At 62.0% G+C, this 18,763-nt stretch carries 16 protein-coding genes; 8 read left to right on the top strand and 8 right to left on the bottom strand.

Translation table 11 applies throughout. The features are described 5' to 3' along the window. Positions 1-50: 50 nt before the first annotated feature. The 6 genes from ACR65W_RS03260 to ACR65W_RS03235 all read left to right on the top strand — a co-directional run bounded on the left by ACR65W_RS03260 (position 51) and on the right by ACR65W_RS03235 (position 7,012). Positions 51-2,423 (top strand): ATP-dependent helicase, encoded by a 2,373-nt coding sequence (locus ACR65W_RS03260; RefSeq protein WP_434498470.1) that lies wholly within the window; start codon positions 51-53, stop codon positions 2,421-2,423. Positions 2,424-2,469: 46 nt separating this feature from the next. Then, a complete protein-coding gene (locus ACR65W_RS03255; protein ID WP_434498471.1) occupies positions 2,470-3,054 on the top strand; it encodes a HigA family addiction module antitoxin in 585 nt (194 codons plus the stop codon). Positions 3,055-3,071: 17 nt separating this feature from the next. Then, positions 3,072-4,376, top strand: a complete 1,305-nt coding sequence (locus ACR65W_RS03250; protein ID WP_434498472.1) for a hypothetical protein — start codon at positions 3,072-3,074, stop codon at positions 4,374-4,376. Between the two features lie 238 nt (positions 4,377-4,614). Next, the gene (locus tag ACR65W_RS03245) at positions 4,615-4,809 is read left to right on the top strand and encodes a type II toxin-antitoxin system HicA family toxin (RefSeq protein WP_434498473.1); all 195 of its coding nucleotides are present in this window, start codon (positions 4,615-4,617) and stop codon (positions 4,807-4,809) included. Between the two features lie 5 nt (positions 4,810-4,814). Beyond that, the gene (locus tag ACR65W_RS03240) at positions 4,815-5,099 is read left to right on the top strand and encodes a type II toxin-antitoxin system HicB family antitoxin (RefSeq protein WP_196392739.1); all 285 of its coding nucleotides are present in this window, start codon (positions 4,815-4,817) and stop codon (positions 5,097-5,099) included. A 269-nt stretch (positions 5,100-5,368) separates the two neighbouring features. Further along, positions 5,369-7,012, top strand: coding sequence for a L,D-transpeptidase family protein (locus tag ACR65W_RS03235; protein WP_434498474.1), 1,644 nt, complete (start codon positions 5,369-5,371; stop codon positions 7,010-7,012). Here ACR65W_RS03235 and ACR65W_RS03230 read toward each other — a convergent pair. Continuing rightward, entirely contained in the window at positions 7,001-7,678 is a 678-nt protein-coding gene (locus tag ACR65W_RS03230; RefSeq protein WP_434498475.1) for a class I SAM-dependent methyltransferase, read from the bottom strand. The genes ACR65W_RS03235 and ACR65W_RS03230 overlap by 12 nt on opposite strands. Positions 7,679-7,778: 100 nt before the next feature. Between ACR65W_RS03230 and ACR65W_RS03225 the strand changes: the two genes are divergently transcribed. Together ACR65W_RS03225 and ACR65W_RS03220 are read left to right on the top strand one after the other, a co-directional pair. Continuing rightward, the gene (locus ACR65W_RS03225) at positions 7,779-9,590 is read left to right on the top strand and encodes an ABC-F family ATP-binding cassette domain-containing protein (RefSeq protein WP_434498476.1); all 1,812 of its coding nucleotides are present in this window, start codon (positions 7,779-7,781) and stop codon (positions 9,588-9,590) included. Between the two features lie 178 nt (positions 9,591-9,768). Further along, positions 9,769-10,230, top strand: a complete 462-nt coding sequence (locus ACR65W_RS03220) for a pseudoazurin (RefSeq protein WP_434498477.1) — start codon at positions 9,769-9,771, stop codon at positions 10,228-10,230. Between the two features lie 108 nt (positions 10,231-10,338). Here ACR65W_RS03220 and ACR65W_RS03215 read toward each other — a convergent pair whose 3' ends face one another. From ACR65W_RS03215 to ACR65W_RS03185, 7 genes are all read right to left on the bottom strand, one after another. Continuing rightward, a complete protein-coding gene (locus ACR65W_RS03215; RefSeq protein ID WP_434498478.1) occupies positions 10,339-11,658 on the bottom strand; it encodes an MFS transporter in 1,320 nt (439 codons plus the stop codon). 3 nt (positions 11,659-11,661) lie between these two features. Then, positions 11,662-12,369: a class I SAM-dependent methyltransferase gene (locus ACR65W_RS03210; protein ID WP_434498480.1), complete on the bottom strand. Its 708-nt coding sequence runs from the start codon at positions 12,367-12,369 to the stop codon at positions 11,662-11,664. A 23-nt stretch (positions 12,370-12,392) separates the two neighbouring features. Further along, complete coding sequence (locus ACR65W_RS03205) at positions 12,393-13,244, bottom strand: NADPH-dependent oxidoreductase (protein ID WP_434498481.1); 852 nt, start codon at positions 13,242-13,244, stop codon at positions 12,393-12,395. A 105-nt stretch (positions 13,245-13,349) separates the two neighbouring features. After that, positions 13,350-14,624, bottom strand: coding sequence for a glycerate kinase type-2 family protein (locus ACR65W_RS03200; protein ID WP_434498482.1), 1,275 nt, complete (start codon positions 14,622-14,624; stop codon positions 13,350-13,352). Between the two features lie 128 nt (positions 14,625-14,752). Continuing rightward, positions 14,753-15,505, bottom strand: a complete 753-nt coding sequence (locus ACR65W_RS03195) for a DUF3142 domain-containing protein (protein WP_434498483.1) — start codon at positions 15,503-15,505, stop codon at positions 14,753-14,755. Then, the gene (locus ACR65W_RS03190) at positions 15,475-17,688 is read right to left on the bottom strand and encodes a hypothetical protein (RefSeq protein WP_434498484.1); all 2,214 of its coding nucleotides are present in this window, start codon (positions 17,686-17,688) and stop codon (positions 15,475-15,477) included. The genes ACR65W_RS03195 and ACR65W_RS03190 overlap by 31 nt, the downstream gene beginning before the upstream one ends. An 88-nt stretch (positions 17,689-17,776) precedes the next feature. Continuing rightward, the gene (locus tag ACR65W_RS03185) at positions 17,777-18,748 is read right to left on the bottom strand and encodes an HpcH/HpaI aldolase/citrate lyase family protein (RefSeq protein WP_175092866.1); all 972 of its coding nucleotides are present in this window, start codon (positions 18,746-18,748) and stop codon (positions 17,777-17,779) included. Between the last annotated feature and the right edge of the window lie 15 nt (positions 18,749-18,763).

The following is an 18,763-nucleotide window of genomic DNA, read 5'->3' as shown; positions in this document are numbered from 1 at the left end:
AGCGCCGCAAGCGTGATTCGCCTTCCGTTCTCCTATATGATCGCAGAATCATGAAGAGCCCTCCGCCCGAGATCGACGATTACGCGCCGCAGACGGGCGGGCTTGCCGCGCGCGTGGCGGCGAGCGCGGGACGGCCGCGCTATCTCGACGCGCTCAACCCCGAGCAGCGCGCCGCCGTCGAGACGCTCGACGGACCAGTGCTCGTGCTCGCCGGCGCCGGCACCGGCAAGACGCGGGCGCTGACGACGCGCATCGGCCACATCCTCGCGCTGGGCAAGGCGCGCGCCTATGAAATCCTCGCCGTCACCTTCACCAACAAGGCGGCGCGCGAGATGCGCCAGCGCGTGGAAGCGCTGGTCGGCGAAGGCGCGCAGGCCATGCAATGGCTCGGCACCTTTCACGCGATCAGCGCCAAGATCCTGCGCCGACACGCCGAACTCGTCGGGCTGAAGCCCAACTTCACCATTCTCGATGTCGACGATCAGATCCGCCTCTTGAAGCAGGTGCTGCGCGCGGAGAATATCGATGACAAGCGCTGGCCGGCGCGCGCGCTCGCCATGCGCATCGACGGCTGGAAGAATCGCGGTCTGACGCCGGCGCAGGTTCCCGCCGGCGACGCCGAGAGCTTCGCCAACGGCAAAGGCGCGGCGCTTTACGCGCTCTATCAGGAGCGGCTCAAAGTCTTGAACGCCGTCGACTTCGGCGATCTCCTGATGGAGAGTCTGCGGCTCTTTCGCGACAATCCTGATGTGCTCGCCGACTATCAGCGCCGCTTCAAATATATTCTTGTCGACGAATATCAGGACACCAATATCGCGCAATATTTGTGGCTGCGGCTGATCTCGCAGCGGGCGCCGGGGAAACAAAATCTCTGCTGCGTCGGCGACGACGATCAGAGCGTCTATGGCTGGCGCGGCGCCGAGGTCGAGAACATCCTGCGTTTCGAACAGGATTTTCCCGGCGCCAAGGTCATCCGTCTGGAGCGCAACTACCGCTCGACGGGGCACATTCTCGCGGCCGCCTCGCATCTCATTTCGCATAATGAAGGCCGGCTCGGCAAAACGCTGTTCACCGACGGCGGCGAGGGCGAAAAGCCGACGCTCACCGGCGTCTGGGACAGCCAGGAAGAAGCGCGCAGCATCGGCGAGGACATCGAGCAGCTGAGCCGCAAGAACCATTCGCTCGAAGAGATCGCCATTCTCGTGCGCGCGTCGTTTCAGATGCGCGAATTCGAAGAGCGCTTCGTCGAGATCGGCCTGCCCTATCGCGTCATCGGCGGCCCGCGCTTTTACGAGCGGCTCGAAATTCGCGACGCGCTCGCCTATCTGCGCTGCGTCGCGCAGCCGGCCGACGATCTCGCCTTCGAGCGCATCGTCAATACGCCCAAACGCGGCCTCGGCGACGCCACGCTGCAGATGCTGCATGAATATGCGCGGCGCGAAGCCATTCCGCTGATGCAGGCGGCGCGCGTTCTTGTCGAAAGCGAGGAGCTGAAGCCCAAGCCCCGCGGCGCGCTGCGCGGCCTCATCGGCGATTTCGACCGCTGGCGCACGCTCATCGATTCAAAGCCGCAGCACGAGCTTGCCGAGCAGGTGCTCGATGAATCCGGCTACACCGAGATGTGGCGTTCGGACAAGACGCCCGAGGCCGCCGGGCGGCTCGACAATTTGAAAGAGCTTGTCCGGGCGATGGAGGCCTTTCCCGACCTCGAGTCCTTCCTCGAACATGTGTCGCTTGTCATGGAGGCCGACAGCGCCGTCGATCAGGAGCGCGTGTCGATCATGACGCTGCACGGCGCCAAGGGCCTTGAGTTCGAGACCGTCTATCTTCCCGGCTGGGAGGAAGGGCTGTTTCCGAGCCAGCGCACGCTCGACGAACAGGGACGCGCCGGCCTCGAGGAAGAGCGCCGTCTCGCCTATGTCGGGCTGACGCGCGCCAAGCGCCGCGCCAAGATCTATTTCGCCAGCAACCGGCGCATCCATGGCCTGTGGCAGGCGACTGTGCCGTCGCGCTTCATCGACAATCTGCCGACGGGCAATGTCGAGGTGGTCGAGGCGCCGAGCGGCTCGCAATATGGCTCCTATGGCGTCTCGCGTTTCGCCAATCTCGACGTCTACGGCTCCGACTATTCGACGCCGGGATGGAAGCGGGCCAAGGCGGGCGCCGAGTCGGCGCGCAGCGATTCCGCGCGTGGGGGCGCGACGCGCGATACGCGCGGCGCACGCGGCAAGCAGCCCGTGACGATCGAGGGCGAAGTGATCGCGCGCTCAACCGGCGGTTCGCGCTTTGTAGTGGGCGCGCGGGTGTTTCACTTGAAGTTCGGGCCCGGCTCCGTGGCGGCGGTCGATGGCGCCAAGCTCACCGTCGATTTCGACAAGGCCGGCAGGAAGATGGTGCTGGAGAGTTTTGTAGAGGCGGGGTGAGCTTACTACGCTACAGTTGTGACGAACACTGAAGGCGGACACGCCCATGACGTCGAAATCGTCGACTATCACTGAACCACGCGGCGCCGTGCGCGCCGTCCATCCCGGCCGAATCCTTAAGCGTGAACTCGCGGCGCGCGACATGTCGGCGAACCGTCTCGCGCTCGCCTTACGCCTTAACTCCGGGCGGATCATCGAAATATTAAACAGCAAGCGCGGCGTCTCGCCCGAGACGGCCTTGCGACTGGGCCGCTATTTTGGCAATGGTCCACGCTTTTGGCTTAATCTCCAGACGGCATATGGGCTTGCGGTCGCGGAAGCGGAAATCGGCGCGCGCGTCATTGCGGAAGTCCAACCCTGTCGCTTGATGGAATTGTGGCGCTGTGAACGAATAACGCGAATTATAATCGCCGCCAGGCAATTTCCAAAGACCGCTCGGAGGAAAAGGGCGCTAACAAGCCCGATTGTTGTCAAGCGTCGAGCGGTCGAGCACATAGCGATTATACAATACCTTTTGCTTACCTCAGCAATGCGCCGTGTGGATAATATCGCGCTATCGCATCGATTTTTGGGAGCGTCTCGACGGGTCTTTCTCGTGCCCTACTTAAACAGCCAAGCTTGCTGTCAATGACCTGGCCGAGGGCTATTTTGAAACTAGGCAAAATCACAAGGATCGAATGGATCGCGCTGCCGATCCTGCTGATCTTTTCTGTGCCCGTGATTGCTGCTCAGTTCACGGTAGCCGAGGATACGGGCGAGCACCTTGGTTATATAAACCTCGTTGGAAAAATAGAACGCAACGATGGTTTGGAGTTTAGGAAGGTCGCTCAGTCGCTGATCGCTAGAGGTAACACGATCCATCAGGTAATTCTTTGTACATCTGGCGGAGATGTTGAGGCGGCAATGGATATTGGAAACCAGATAAAAGTCCTTCAAGCCAGTACAGTCGGACCAAATCAATTTGCAAATGCACCACAAGGAGAAATTCAGTGTTGGCCAAAGACGCAATATGGTTCTCCTGTAATATTGAAATATAACGCACTTTCACAACAAGGGGATCAAAATGCAAACTGTGCGAGCGCGTGCTTTCTAATATGGTCCAGCGGGGTAACACGCGACGGCAATTATATAGGAGTTCATCGGTTTTATTTCAATGCATCAATATATAGGAATCTTTCACCTCTTGATGCTAAAAAACTGTACGAATCGGCAATGGATCGGTATCGTCAGTTCTTAGTAGAACGTAATGTCCCTACCTCGATTATAGAAAAGACCTTTGTTACCGAGTCGATATCTATGTACTATCTCAATACAGATGAATTGAAACTCATGCAGAGTGTGCCATATTTGGAAGAGTTTTACCGCGCGCGGTGTGGAGAACTGCGAGACATAAAGGAGTTTGATGCGTACGGAAATTGGAGATCAACCACATACGATAATAATTGGAGAGCGTGCGCTCGCAGAATTTTGAAAGAAATGGAGATATCGGGTGTCAAAGCCTATAGTGGAGATGACGTTCCTTCAGTTAGATCGGATGGGCCGCAAATTAATCCTCCGATCACGCCTGTTACTCCTCCCAACACAATCTCACGTTCATCCGGAAGTCCAGCTGAACTGAAGATGAGCAGATGGACTTTTAACGGCTCAGGAATGTATATGACTGCCAACGGCAAACGACGGCGCGTCTTTTACGAAACACCCAGAGAATCTCTTGATTCCCTGGGCATTTCAAGTGGGAGCCTGATTTTTGATGGCGATTTGAATGGCGCACGTTTTACAGGAAGCGTAATGGCATATGCTCCTGGATGTGCGGTGCTTAAATATCCCGTCAGCGGGATATTAAATCCTGATGGACTCAGCTTTAATTTGGTAGGCAGGCGTCCTGCTCGCGATGACTGGTGTAACGTCGTTGGATCGACGGACGTTACCTTGATATTTGAGTATGTGCGATAAGCGTCCGAGGAAACCCAGCGGTCCTCGCAGCTCCGTTTAGCGGGAAACAGAAGTGCAATATTGCATTGTCAACTGTGATTGTTTTACTCAAGACCAAAAGCGCGCTTGATAAATCAGAAACATAATTATATTTGGCCTCCTTGCTGAGTTCTCCAAGTTCTGGAAAAACCGGCCGCTCAATTGACGCGCAAAAGGCGGCAGTAAAATCCTCGCATCTTGAAGAGACGAGGAAACGCCAATGCTCACCAACAGCCGCGACATAAAACGCCGCCTTGAAAGGGACGGCTGGGTGCTTGAGCGCGCAACCGGATCGCACCATGTCTTTCGCAATCCCAAGACAGGCGCCATAATCCCCTTGCCCCATCCGAAAAAAGACCTTGGCCCTGGCTTGGTCTGGAAAATCTGCAAGGCTGCGGGGTGGCCGAAGGACTGACGCGAATGACGCATTACGTCGCCATTGTCGAAGAGGAAGAAGGGAAGGCGGTCGGCGTCTGGTTTCCGGACTTGCCCGGCTGCATCTCCGCCGGCGACTCATTGGATGAGGCGATGACCAACGCCGCCGAGGCGCTCGCGCTGTGGATCGATGTCGCGAAAGAACACGGCGACGAGGTTCCGTCGCCACGGGCGTTGACCGAGTTGAAGCGCGATCCGGACATCGCGGAAGACATTGCGCGCTACATGGTCGCGCTCATTGAACATCATCCCTTGCGTCAGGCCGCTTGATCGGTCGACGGGACGGCGGATCAATCGCGACGATAAAAGCTGCGTCCGCGGCCCGCTATTCACTCGCCATGTGGCGTCGCCGCCACAGTCCGGCTTTTTCGGGGGCTGAGCGGGGCGCGTCGCCTCGCGCCGATTCCCAAGCCTGACGCCGCGCGTTACTGTTCCGGCGAAGCAAGGGAGGATTGCCGCGCGGCGGCGCTCCGCCCATATCTCGACTGGAAAGGCGCCGCAGATCTCGCCGCGACGGGGTTTTGCGCGAGGGATAAGCTATGACCGCTGGCGAAAAGGCCGAGCGACTTCTCCGCGCCGCGCTTGCGGCTGCGGCCGTGTCGGCGTTCGCTGCTCCTGCGGTCGCGGCGCAGTATCCGCCGCGCCGCGCTGAACTTTTCAACCCGCCGCCGCTCGTCGCGCTCTTTGACGTGGAGCGCATTCCGACTCGGGAGCCGTTGGGCAATCCGGACTTCGCCGTCGCGGACGCCGCGCCCGCCGCGGTTTTGCTCGACGTCGAGCTGCGCGCCGAGCCTGCCAAGCCGGACCCGCTCGACCTCGCCTGGAGCCTTCAGCCCGAGGAGAAGCGCGATCTCGCCTTGGCGCTCGACGCCTGGGCGACGTCCGGCGACGCGGCTCTCGGGCCGGAGCGACGTCGGCTGCGCGCGGCGCTGGCCGCTGCTTACGCCGCCCGAGATCTCACGCCTTTCTGGATCGAGAATGGAGAATGGCGCGCCTCGGCTCGGGCCGCGCTCGCGCGCCTCGCGCTCGCCGCCGACGACGGGCTGGATCTTCGCGCCTATGCCGCGCCGGACGCTGAAAAGGCGGCGCCCTCGGCGGCGGACGAACTCGCCCTGTCGGAGGCAATCGCCGCCTATGCGCTGCAGGCGCGCGGCGCCCGGATCGACCCTGAACGCATCTCGCGACTCGTCGGGGCGAAAACGACCCTCCCCGATCCGGCACTGGTCGTGGCCGAAGTCGCCGGCGCGGGCGCAATCGCCGGCGACGCGCTGCAGGCCTATAATCCCACGCATTATGGCTATCAGCAGCTGCGCGAAAAACTCACCGAGCTGAGAACGCAGCGCGCCAGCGCGCCGGCCTCTGACGGACTTTACGCCGCAGCCACGGGGACCGTCACCCAGAGCGATGTTTTGCCGCCCGCAAGCAAGTCCAAGCGGCGCCGCGCCGCCGGGCTCGCCAAAGCTTCGACCTCGCGAGTCGAAGCCGAAATCATCGCCAATATGGAGCGGTGGCGCTGGTTGCCGCGCGACCTTGGCGAAGAGCGGGTCGAGGTGAATATTCCCGACTTTGAACTCGCCGTCGTGCGCAACGGCGAGGTGACGCATCGCACGCGAATCATCGTCGGCAAAGAGGCGACTCCGACGCCGATCTTCTCCAACGCGCTGCAGTACATCATCGTCAATCCGTATTGGAACGTGCCGCCGTCGATCCTGAACAAGGAGATGCTGCCGAAGGCGAACGGCGACGTCGCCGCCATCGCGGCGAGCGGCTTCAACGTGTCCTATCGCGGCGGCAAGCTCGTGGTGCGCCAGCCGCCTGGCGAGCGCAACGCGCTTGGTCGCATCAAATTCATGTTCCCGAACGATTTCTCGGTCTATTTGCACGATACGCCGTCGCGCAACCTGTTCGCCGCGTCGCATCGCGCCTTCAGCCATGGCTGCATGCGCGTCGACGCGCCTTTCGCGTTCGCCCAAGCCGTGCTCGGCCCCGGCAGCGGCTGGTCGGAGAGCCGCGTACGCCGGCTGATCGGCGGCTCGGAGCGCTACATCAATCTCGCCAAGCCGCTGCCGATCCACATCGAATATTTCACCGCCTATGTCGACGAAGGCGGGCGAATCGTGCTGCGCCCCGATCTCTATGGCTATTCGGCGCGGGTGCGGAAAGCTTTGGGGCTAGGCGCCTGAACCTTTCACCGTCGCCGAAAACAGCGCGGCGCAGCCGACCGTTTCAACGCTGACGGCGTCAAAGCGCTTTTCGATTTCGCGCGTCAGCGTCTCCAAATCGTCCTGCGTATTCGAGAATATGCCCTTGGAATTGTAGAACGCCATCAGCCTCTGCGCGGCGAAGCTGCGCGCCACGCCGCCCTGCAGCAGCGTCGAGCCAAAGACGACGGCGCCTGGAGACATCAAAGGCGACAGGAAATCGAACGCGCGCGCCTTTGTCGCCATGTCGCCCGGCAGACAATGCAGGAGATAATTGACGCCGAGCGAGTCGAATTTGGCGCCGTCAAAGTCGATCGTCTCCAGCACATTGCGCACATAGGTCTCCGGCTCGTAGCGGGCGATGCGCCGCGCCGAGAATTGCAGCGCGCCGCGGTTTAAATCCATCAGCGCGACGCGCGGCGTCGGAGTTGGAAAACGGCAGCGATCGAGAAAATAGCCGGTGCCGACGCCGACATCGAGATGATTGCCGCTGACGTGTTGATCGTAATGGGCGAGCAGCCGGGGAGTCGGACATTTCCAGATCCAGCGATTTGACAGGCCGAGCACCAGCACATCGTAGATCGCGAGCATGTTCGGCGTGTAGATCGCCTGTCCCGCATGAATTTGCTCGGTGGTCGTCGGCGGCATCGCTCTCGCTCCAGGACTATCGACGGCTTCGGGGGTGACAACCGACCCGGCTGCGTGGAAGAAGCTTATCTCATGTTCATAAGACGCTGCTAAGCTTCCAATGGCTCCCCCGCCCCTCCTCGCCCTCCAGGGCGTCATGCTCACGCTCGGCGGGAAACCGCTGCTGGAAGGCGCCGATTTCGCCGTCGCGACAGGCGCCCGGCTGTGCGTCGTCGGCCGCAACGGCTCGGGCAAATCGACGCTGCTCAAGATAGCGGCCGGCGAAATCGAGCCGGACGGCGGCGTGCGCTTCCTACAACCCGGCGCGTCGCTGCGCTATCTGCCGCAGGAGCCGGATTTTTCCGGCTTCGCCACGGCTCTCGCTTATGTCGAAGCTGGCCTCGGGCCGCTCGACGATCCTCACGTCGCCAGGACGTTGCTCAACGATCTGGGGCTCGAGGGGGACGAAAACCCCGCGCGCCTCTCGGGCGGCGAAGCGCGGCGGGCGGCGCTCGCCCGCGTTCTCGCGCCTGAGCCCGACATTTTGCTGCTCGACGAGCCGACGAACCACCTCGATCTGCCGACGATCCTGTGGCTCGAAGAAAGGCTCGCGGCGTTGCGCTCGGCGCTCGTGCTCATCAGCCATGATCGCCGCTTTCTTCAGGATCTGACCGGGGAAACGCTTTGGATTGATCGCGGCCGCACGCGCCACCTGGCGCGCGGCTTCAAGGAGTTCGAGGCTTGGCGCGACCGCGAATTGGAGGAAGAGGAAAAGCAGCAGCACAAGTTGGAGCGCAAGATCGTCGCCGAAGAACACTGGCTGCGCCACGGCGTATCGGGGCGGCGCAAGCGCAATATGAAACGACTCGGGGGGCTGCATCATCTGCGCGCGGAGCGCCGCGATCGCGTCATGCCGACCGGCGACGTGAAACTTGAAGCCAGCGAAGCGCAGCTATCCGGCAAGCTGGTCATCGAGGCGATCAAGATCGGCAAGTCCTACGGCGAACGCGTCATCGTCGAGAATTTCACGACGCGCATTCTGCGGGGCGATCGCATCGGAATCATCGGCGCGAACGGCGCCGGCAAGACGACGCTCGTCAATTTGCTGACCGGCGCGCTCGCGCCCGACAGCGGCAAGGTGCGGTTAGGCGCCAATCTCGAAATGGCGACTCTCGAGCAAAGCCGCGCGAGTCTCGATCCGGGAACCACCTTGCAGGACGCGCTGACCGGCGGCGGCTCCGACACGATCGAGATCAATGGCGAGCGGCGTCACGTCATCGGCTACATGAAGGATTTCCTGTTCAAGCCGGAACAGGCGCGCACGCCCATCGGCAGGCTTTCGGGCGGCGAGCGCGGACGCTTAATGCTTGCGCGGGCGCTGGCGAAGCCGTCGAATCTCCTCGCGCTCGACGAACCAACCAATGACCTCGATCTCGAAACGCTCGATCTCTTAGAGGAAATGCTCGCGGATTATCCCGGCACGCTCATCGTCGTCAGCCATGATCGCGATTTTCTCGATCGCGTCGCGACCAGCGTTTTGATGAGCGACGCCGACGGCCGCTGGATTGAATATGCCGGCGGCTATAGCGACATGGTCGCCCAACGCGGCAAGGGCGTGGAGACGCGGGGCGCGATCGCCTCAGCGCGGGAGACGAAAGAAAAGCCAGCGCCGCGCGAGAGGGCGGCGATACGGCAGAAGCTCTCCTTCAAGGAGCAGCATGCGCTCGCGACCCTGCCCGGCAAGATCGACGGATTGCGGGAAAAATGCGCGAAATTGCAGCGATTGCTCGACGACCCAGAGCTCTATGCGCGCGATCCGGCCAAATTCGCAAAGGCGAGCGAAGCGTTCGCCGCGCTTCAAGCTGACATCGCTGAGGCCGAAGATGAGTGGCTTGCGCTCGAAATCAAGCGCGAGGAAGAACGGTCAAACTAGAAGACTTCCACTCTACAGCAGTCGGCACAATGGAAGTCTTCCACGCGAAGTTTTGCCGCTCGTTATTGATGATCGAAATTAGCATAGCTAGATGTCTGGCTCTCTTCCAAGAGAAGCGCCGCTGCAGGGAAACTTGCATTGGCGCGTCAACTAATAATAGTTCCAGGGAGAAAGCTTCGTGACACGCGCATATCTCACTCTTGGCCGCCCTTTCGGCGCGACCGCTTTGGCTCTTGCGATCCTCATCGGATGGTCACGCCCTTCAATGGCGGGCGAAACCGTCGAGATCAAAATGCTCAACAAGGGCGCGGACCGTTATATGGTGTTCGAGCCGGAGGTCGTGCGGATCAAACCGGGCGACACAATTAAATTCGTCGCGGCCGATAAGGGGCATAACGCCGTCACGATAAAGGAGTTGCTCCCTTCGGGCGCCGAGCCATTCCGCGGCAAGATCAATGAGGAATTGACGATCACGCTGTCGACGCCTGGCGTCTATGGCTTCCGTTGCGATCCGCATTACACGCTGGGAATGGTCGGCGTCGTCATCGTCGGAGAGCCGACCAATCTCGACGCCGCCAAGCAGGCGAAGCTGCCCGGCAAGGCGGGCGAGGTCATGACGAAGCTTCTGGGGAGCCTCTGAGGCTTCGCGCCTTAATGCCGCTTTGGCAAACGCCCAATCAGCCGCAATGAGAGAGGCTTTCGCAGCGGCGAAAGCCTCTCGGAGCCGAGAAATGGCCGGAACTCTTGATCAAGCGCGAAGAAATCGAAGGCTGACCCTGCCGATGCGGAGAATCAGCAAAGCCGCGATCAGCGGTCCCAGGGCGAGCGCGAGCAGCGCGTCAGAAAATTCGCCCGTCGCGCCTTTGACGAGACCGACGAGGTAAGGCCCGGCAAAACCCGAGATATTGCCGATCGAGTTGATCACCGCGACGCCGACCACGGCGTCGCCCGTTCCGAGCGCCAGCGTCGTGAAGCTCCAGAACGTCGGCAGCGCCGCGATCGCGCCGACAGCGGCGACGGACAGCGCGATCATCGACAGCAACGGCGTCGGCGCGTAGGCGGCGCAGGCCAGTCCGATTGCCCCGACGACGCCGGCGAGCGCCGTGTGGCCGACGGTCTCACGGCGCCGGTCGGAGCTGCGGCTCCAGGCCCACATCGCCAGCGCGGCGCACATATAGGGAATTGACGCCAGCAAACTCGTGGCGATGACGCCGAATCCGAAAGCTTTGATGATTTGCGGGAGCCAGAAGCTCAAGCCGTAGAGCGCAATGACGATCCCGAAATAGGCGACGCCGAGAATCAGAATGCGCACGTCCTTGAGCGCGCGCCAATGGTCGCCATGATCTCGCCCGGCCTCGCGCTCGAGCACGGCGCGCAACGACGCCTTCTCGCCGGACGTGAGCCATTTCGCCGACTGAGGTCCGTCAGGCAGATAGAAAAAACAGACAACCCCGAGAATGATCGAAGGCAGCGCCTCCATCAGGAACAGCCAGCGCCAGCCGCTGATCCCGCCGACGCCGTTCAGCGAGGCGAGGATGAATCCCGAGATCGGCGATCCGATCGCGCTGGCGAGAGGAACCGCGATCAGGAAGCTGGCGAGAACGCGCGCGCGCTGGGCGGCGGGGATCCAATAGGTGAGATAGAGAATGACGCCCGGCGCGAAACCAGCTTCCATCACGCCGAGCAGCAGACGCAGAACAACGAAGCTCGCCTCGTTCCAGATGAAGGCGGTGAGCGCCGATACGAGGCCCCAGCTGACCATGATGCGCGCGATCCAGATGCGCGCGCCGACGCGATGCATGATGTAATTGCTCGGCGCTTCGAACAGGCAATAGCCGACAAAAAAGATGCCGGCGCCCCAGCCGAAGAATTCCGGCGTGAAGCCGAGTTCGCCATTCATCGTGAGGGCGGCGAAGCCGATGTTCACGCGGTCAAGATAGGCGACGATAAAAGCCGTGACGAGAAAAGGGACCAGTCGCCGCGCCACTTTCGCGACGACGCGGTCGGCGTCGAGAGCCTCGCGCGCCGCGCCCGGCTTTGGAGCGGCTGCGACCGCCGCTTCCGACATCGGCTAGGCCCGCTCAAAGCGCATGAGATGGTGCCAGCGATGCGGAACATCGCCCGGCAAGCGCGTGAGACCCGCAGCGCGCGCCTGTCGCTCTAGAAGCGATAATGGCTCGGGGTAGTCGCTTGTCGAGACATGATCGAAAATCGCGTCCTTCTCAGCTCGCGAAAGGCCGGTCCAATCCTTCTCGATCCAGGCGAAATAATGCCTCAGATAGTCATCGCGCGTTTCATCTTCCTCGCGCATCGTGTCGACCAGCAACAGCAGGCCGCCGGGCGCGAGCGCCCGCGACGCGCGGCGGAAGAATTCCGCTTTGTCCTCGGTCGACAGGTGATGCAGAACGAAACTGCTGTGGAGGACATCATAGGAGACGCCGCCGGACAGAGCCGACAGCATGTCGCTGTGCGCGAGCTGCACGGGGCATGGCAGAGATTTCAGATTTTCGGCTGCGAGCGCGAGCGCGGTTTCCGAAAGATCGATCCCCTTGTAGTTCGACGGCGGGATACGGCGCAGTATCGGCGCGAAGACATGTGCATCGCCACAACCGAGATCGAGCAGAGAGAAGGCTCGCCCTTCGAAGCGCTCGCGCAAGGCGCGCTCGACTTCTTCGCCGAGCGCCGCGTGAAACATGAAATCCTTGACGACGACTTTCTCATAGGTGTCCCAGAGATCGAAAATCTCGCCTGAGTATGCGCTCTTTACATCGGCGTTCATAAGCCAGCCTTTTTCTCGTCGATTCACTTAAGAGCGAAGCCCAATGCGTTGAGGGCTTCGCGAATGCGGTCGCGACCGCTCAACGCCTCCGGACCGCGCACGCGCGACAGCGCCTGACGAATCCACCCCTGATCCGGCAGGCCCTGCTCCTTCTGGAACTCCTTGAACTTTTCATCGAGCGTTTCGATCGCCTCGCGCTGCGCCTCGCCCCATTCATACTGTTCGTGATGAAGCACCGCCGCCTGACCCAGGCGAGGTTTAACGGCGGCGTTGGCGGCCGGATCGGGAACGCCGACAACCATGCCGAAGACGGCGAAGACGTTCGGCGGCAAATTCAATTCCTTGGCGACTTCTTCGGGCTTATTGCGCATCGCGCCGATATAGCAGCAGCCGAGGCCGATCGATTCAAGCGCGCTGACCGCGTTCTGCGCGGCGAGCGCGGCGTCGACCGCGCCGGTCAGAAATATCTCGAAGTAAGACAATCCGGCGGCATCACGCCCCCTCTCGCGCCCGATATTCTCGAGACGCGCGAGATCGCAGAGCCAGACGAGAAACAGCGGGGCGTGATGGACGTGTTTCTGGCCGCCGGCAAGATCGGCGAGACGGGTCTTGCGCGCCTCGTCCTGCACCGCGACGACGCTCCAGACTTGCAGATTCGACGATGTCGACGCCGACTGCGCGGCCGCGACGATGATCTCCAGCGCGCCCTCGGGCAGCGGCTCGGTCAGGAAATTGCGATGCGAACGATGCGCCAGAATGAGATCGAGCGTGTCGTTCCACTGCTTGGGCTTTGGCGAATCGTCACGGCGATAGCGTTCAAACATCGCCGCCGCGCCGCGCGGATCGAAGGGTTGCGGGCTTAAAGGCTTGTTCATGGGCTTCCAAAGTGGAGAGGATGCGCTGCAAGCCAAGCTTGTCGGCGCTCTTTAGGTCAGTTTAACAAGCCACGCGCGAGGGTCCAAGCGCTTTGCCCAGGACGATTACACCCGCTTCGGCACCAGGATCGCGCGGAAGTCATTGACGTTCGTGCGCGTCGGCTTGGTCACGACGAGGTCGCCGAGCTTCTCGAACGCTGTGTAGGCGTCATTGTTGGCGAAATGCGCCTTCAGATCGACGCCCGCCTTTTTCGCGCGCTCGAAGGAATCCGCCGTCATGATCGCGCCGGCGTTGTCCTCGCTGCCGTCGATGCCGTCGGTGTCGCAAGCGATCGCCGATATGCCGCCGAAGCCTTCGAGCGCGAGCGTCAATCCGAGCAAGAACTCCGCGTCACGTCCGCCCCGTCCCTTGCCGCGCACGGTGACGGTCGTCTCGCCGCCAGAGATAATGGCGACGGGCGGCGCGAAAGGCTGGCCATGGAGGGCGATCTGCTTTGCGATGCCGGCGTGCACGAGCGCCACATCGCGCGACTCGCCCTCAAGATCGCCCAGGATGCAGGGCGTGAACCCCGCCGACTTCGCTACAGCCGCAGCCGCGTCGAGCGAGCCTTGCGGCGTAGCGATGAGGATGTTCTGCACTTTCTCAAAGATGGCGTCGCCGGGCTTGGGCGTTTCGCATCCGGGCTCTTGCAGATGCGCGAGCACCGCCGCCGGCGCGTCGATCTTATATTTGGCGATGACGGCGAGCGCATCTTCGCGCGTCGTCGGATCGGGGACCGTGGGGCCGGAGGCGATCACCGAAAGATCGTCATTCGGCACATCGGAAATCATCAGCGCCACGACGCGCGCGGGCGCGGCCGCGCGCGCGAGACGCCCGCCCTTGATGGCGGAGAGATGCTTGCGCACGCAATTCATCTCCGAGATGTTCGCGCCGCTCTTCAACAACGCCTTGTTCACCGCCTGCTTTTCCTCAAGCGTAACGCCCTCGGCCGGCAGCGCCATCAGCGCCGAGCCGCCGCCGGAAATCAGCGCGAGAACGAGATCGTCCTCGGAAAGCCCCTGCACTTTCTGCAAAATGCGCTTCGCCGCCTCGCGTCCCGCCGCATCAGGGACCGGATGCGAGGCCTCAATCACTTCGATGTGTTTTGTCTCCGCGCCATGCTCGTAGCGCGTAACGACGAGCCCTTCGAGCGGGCCTTGCCAATGCGCCTCCACCGCCGCCGCCATGGAGGCGGCCGCCTTGCCCGCGCCGACGACGATCGTGCGACCCTTCGGCGGCGCGATCTTCGCGAGATAGGGCGGCAGGCAGACCGTTGGCGACGCAGCGCCGACGGCGGCGTCAAACATGGCGCGAAGGAGGGTGCGGAAATCGTCGGACATCGCGCATTTACCTTGTTCTTTTGGCAATCCGTCGGTTAGCGCCGTGGAGCTGCGACAACCGTCGGCGCTGTCTTTTCAGCATCTCAAGCGCCCGTCAACCGGGCGCGGAGTCGCGCGCCGCGGCTCGCTTATCGCGGCGGATTACGCAAAAACACGACATAGCCGCGAAAATAAGGGTGACCCGACAGTGTTTCCGGCGGCGACCAGACGGCGCCCTCGGCGAGGCCGAGCCGGAAAGGCGTATGGACACGTCCAACGCGCGCCAGGTAATCGTCGATATGGTCAACCGTGGCGCGGCCGCGATAGGTCTGAAACACGACCTCGTCGACGCTGCGACCAAGTCTGTCAATGTCTTCCGGCGTGGCCTGGGAGGCCCAATCCATAAGTCCGCTAATGCCGAGCGCGCTATCCGCCGGCAATGTCTGACGTAACTCTGCAAGGAAGGCCGCGTATGTGGTCAGGCCACGCGTTGCGGCGTCAAAGTCGATCTGAACGCCGATGACCTTGTCCGACTTCGCGCGCCACTCGGCAAGACGACGCTTGACCGCCGCAAAAATCGCGGGCGTCCAGTCGATGCTGCGCACGCGATAGACCAGCCATAATGCTTGCGGATGAGGGCTCGGCTCGGTGGCGCCCTGCGCCTTTAGACGAATCTCACCTGAATCGTCGGGTCCGATTTCGGCCTGAAGCAGATAGATGGTCTTGGCGGAAGCCAGTTCAGGACGCGCGCGCACGCCTGCCCATAGCCAATAGGCGTCGTAATCCGCCGCGCGCACAATCGTATCGGCCGCCGCTGTCCAAACTAGGCCAACAGCGAGAAGACCGGCGGCGGCAACACGCCGCGACATCGTCACCAGTAAAATCTCAGGCTTTTCGCCCATGTTGTCGCGCCATATTGCGCCTTGAGCTGGTCATACCAGGCTTTGCGCTGCGCTTTCTCGACGTCCTTGCCGCCGCAAGTGTTGTTGTTCGCCGGCGCGTAACAATTGATCGCGCGGTAGAGCGCATAAGCCCGGTCGCGCGCAGGCGTCGCCGGCAAGCCGATGAGCTTCTTATAGACCTCGCCACGCGCATAGGGTTCGCCGGGAAATATGGATTTGCCGCCGCCAAGTTCGTCGGGCGCCGGCCGGGACGCCTCGAAGCCGTCGAGACTGTTCACGCGGATGAAGTCGCCGAAGCACAACATGGCGTGCGGGTCCCGAGGATTGGCGGCGAGTTCGCCGACAATCGACTTGAGGTCCGGACAAGCGTAGCCCTTGTCGGCGCCGCCGCTCCACAGCAAGACGCTGGACTGGTAATTGGGATATTGCCCGGGCCGTGCGGTGTCGGCGTCGTCCTTCGCCAGTCCCTCCGCAGAATAATCCCGAAGGAAGCCCGCATACTGGCCGTGCGTCGCCTCTTTGAGGAGAAGCATGAAGCGCGCAAGCTTGCGCTCTTCAGCCGAGGCCGGATCCGCAACCGCCATCCGCAGCAGGATCGGACCTGCAACATATCGCAGCAGCATCGCACGAATCCGCGGCGACGACAGTTGCGTGTCCTTCAAGAAGACTTTGTTGACCTCTCCGGAGCGTTCCCAGCTCAGCGCGAGGCCGAGTTCGACCGCTTCTTTCTGCCAGGGCTGCGTGGCGAGCGGCAGCAGCCGCGTCCAGTGGTCGATCGCCGCCGCATACTGCCCCGACGCCATCAGCGCCTGACCGCGAAGAACTTCGCGGCTGAAACCCAGATAGGGCGGCGACAAAGGCCCGGGCGTCTGATCGCCCAACAGCTTCAATGCCGTCGCATGGTCGCCGTCGACATAATAGGCGCGCGCCGCCTTCAGAAAGGCGAACAGCGCGTCATGGCCCGCGAAGTCTCGCGCCTGCGCGTCGAGATCGGCCGCCGAGAACTTCTTCCGCGACGCATCGGCAGGCCGCATCCTCGTCAAATCGCCGATCGCGAGAAGATTTGCGTCATGGACGTCTTTTGAGTCGAGACCGAGTTTCGAGTCGATTTCAGCGGCGAGATCCGAACTGCGCAGATTGGCGTCCGGATCGCGCGCATGCGTCAGCTGCCACGCATATTCAGTCGCGGCCTGCGATCGGTCGCCAGCGAGCCAATAGACGCGACGTAACAGCCCGCGCGCCGACGCGACGTAGCGTCCGTGCGGATAGTCAATGAGATAGGATTTGAATTCGGATTCCGCCTCTTTCAGCGATTGGCGATCCGACACTTTTGGCTCGGGCGCGCCGTCCAGTTCGGCGAACGCGCCGACTGACGCTTTGTTCAGAAGCGTGCGGGCGATCATGTAGCGTGCGCTCTCGCGCAGCCACACATTCTGCGCTTCCGCGAGGCTGCGAAAAGCTGTGAGCGCAGCGTCGAATGCGCCGCCGTAAAACGACTCCGCGCCGGCAAGATAAGCGGCGACTTCGCGCGCGGCTGCCGATGCGTCGGCGCCCGCGACATAAGCCTTCGAGGCGCCGGGCGCCGCATCCTTTCCTTGGCAGGCCGTCGTCATCTGCTTGCGTGAATGGATCAGCGCAGCGCGCTCAGCTTCGCTAAGAGCCTTTGCGGCCTTTACAGCCTGAATGAAGGCGTCCTCGCCGCTTTGAGCCGAGACGCATCGCGTGCCTTCATCAAAGAAGTCGCTCGGCGTCGTCGTCACGTCTTTGACGGGCCGGCCTGCATAATCGCAAGAGTTTCGTGCGAAGGCGTCGTTAAAAGCGTCACGCGCGAAAAGCACGAAATAGTCGGGGTAGATGTCGAGCTTCACCTCGTCTTTTCGGGGATCGACGGGCCAAGGCCGCGCATCCATCATCAGGAACTGCGCGTTGACGCGGCTGTCATTGCCCGGACTGAGGAACGGCAAATTGTCGCGATTGGAAAAGTCCTTGTGATCCAGCTTCCATCCGGCGCGGCCGAGACCATCGCCGGCGCAGGCGAACGCCTGGCTCGCGGAACACAGCAGCATGAGAGACGCGAGAGTCGAAAAAAGCTGGCGCATGGCGGTTCCCTGAACGTGGCCGGCAAGCTGCGTCAGACGGCGGACCGCCGGATTGGCGGGCGCGCGTCTGTCGAAAATAATCAAGAAATATTGATCCGTCTAACAATAGGGCGAGGGTGGCGTCACGCCGTCCCTCGCCCTTTATATGCTCCGCTCTTTGGAGGGCTGCGGCTTACGCCGCCATCGCGTTGGCCTTTTCGATCAGCGCCTCGGCCATGCGGATCGAGGCGATGTCGATCAGGCGGCCGTCGAGAGAGACGGCGCCCTTGCCTTCCTTGGCGGCCTGGCTCATCGCGTCGAGAATACGGCGGGCCTTCGTGACCTCGGCGTCGGACGGCGTGAAGACCTGATTGGCGAGTTCGATCTGCGAGGGATGGATCGCCCACTTGCCCTCATAGCCGAGCACCGCGGCGCGCTTGGCGGCGGCGATATAGCCGTCCGGATCGCCAAAGTCGCCGAAGGGGCCGTCGATCGGACGCAGGCCGTAAGCGCGGCAGGCGACCATCATGCGCGTCTGCGCCGCATGCCACTGATCGGCCCAGTAATATTCGCGATTGCCGCTCGCGTCCTTGTCGGTGAGCACGCCGTAATCCGGATTGACGCCGCCGATGACGGTGGTGCGGGCGCGGGTCGACGCCGCATAGTCGGCGACGCCGAAGGACATGGCCTCAAGGCGCTTTGACGACTGCGCGATGGCCTCGACATTGGCCATGCCAAGCGCGGTCTCGATCAGGATTTCAATGCCGATCTTCTTGGTGCGCTTCTTGTACTGCTCGATCTGCGTGATCATCATGTCGATCGCATAGACGTCGGCCGGAACGCCGACTTTCGGGATCAGCACGATGTCGAGGCGCGGGCAGTTCTCGAGAACGTCGACAACGTCGCGATAGCAGTACTGCGTATCGAGACCGTTGATGCGCAGCGTCATCACCTTCTTGCCCCAGTCGATGTCGTTGAGGCCCTGGATGATGTTCTTGCGCGCCTGTTCCTTGTCGTCGGGCGCGACGGCGTCTTCGAGATCAAGGAAGATCTGATCGGCCTTTGACTGCGCGGCCTTTTCGAACATGCCCGGCGCGGAGCCCGGCACGGCGAGTTCCGAGCGATGCAGACGCGGCGTGGCCTGCTCGATTAAAGTAAAGCTCATATTTTTTCCCCTTCC

It is taken from the genome of Methylocystis sp. (assembly GCF_051062815.1).
Classification (GTDB): Bacteria; Pseudomonadota; Alphaproteobacteria; order Rhizobiales; family Beijerinckiaceae; genus Methylocystis.
Note: the sequence above shows the minus strand (reverse complement) of the source record. Positions and strands in the feature narration are given on the sequence as shown.

Excerpts from the sequence above, each read along its gene's own strand:
- ACR65W_RS03260 (WP_434498470.1), top strand. The coding sequence starts at position 51 with ATGAAGAGCCCTCCGCCCGAGATCGACGATTACGCGCCGCAGACGGGC.
- ACR65W_RS03255 (WP_434498471.1), top strand. The coding sequence starts at position 2,470 with ATGACGTCGAAATCGTCGACTATCACTGAACCACGCGGCGCCGTGCGC.
- ACR65W_RS03245 (WP_434498473.1), top strand. The coding sequence starts at position 4,615 with ATGCTCACCAACAGCCGCGACATAAAACGCCGCCTTGAAAGGGACGGC.
- ACR65W_RS03240 (WP_196392739.1), top strand. The coding sequence starts at position 4,815 with ATGACGCATTACGTCGCCATTGTCGAAGAGGAAGAAGGGAAGGCGGTC.
- ACR65W_RS03235 (WP_434498474.1), top strand. The coding sequence starts at position 5,369 with ATGACCGCTGGCGAAAAGGCCGAGCGACTTCTCCGCGCCGCGCTTGCG.
- ACR65W_RS03230 (WP_434498475.1), bottom strand. The coding sequence starts at position 7,678 with ATGCCGCCGACGACCACCGAGCAAATTCATGCGGGACAGGCGATCTAC.
- ACR65W_RS03225 (WP_434498476.1), top strand. The coding sequence starts at position 7,779 with ATGGCTCCCCCGCCCCTCCTCGCCCTCCAGGGCGTCATGCTCACGCTC.
- ACR65W_RS03215 (WP_434498478.1), bottom strand. The coding sequence starts at position 11,658 with ATGTCGGAAGCGGCGGTCGCAGCCGCTCCAAAGCCGGGCGCGGCGCGC.
- ACR65W_RS03210 (WP_434498480.1), bottom strand. The coding sequence starts at position 12,369 with ATGAACGCCGATGTAAAGAGCGCATACTCAGGCGAGATTTTCGATCTC.
- ACR65W_RS03205 (WP_434498481.1), bottom strand. The coding sequence starts at position 13,244 with ATGAACAAGCCTTTAAGCCCGCAACCCTTCGATCCGCGCGGCGCGGCG.
- ACR65W_RS03200 (WP_434498482.1), bottom strand. The coding sequence starts at position 14,624 with ATGTCCGACGATTTCCGCACCCTCCTTCGCGCCATGTTTGACGCCGCC.
- ACR65W_RS03195 (WP_434498483.1), bottom strand. The coding sequence starts at position 15,505 with ATGGGCGAAAAGCCTGAGATTTTACTGGTGACGATGTCGCGGCGTGTT.
- ACR65W_RS03185 (WP_175092866.1), bottom strand. The coding sequence starts at position 18,748 with ATGAGCTTTACTTTAATCGAGCAGGCCACGCCGCGTCTGCATCGCTCG.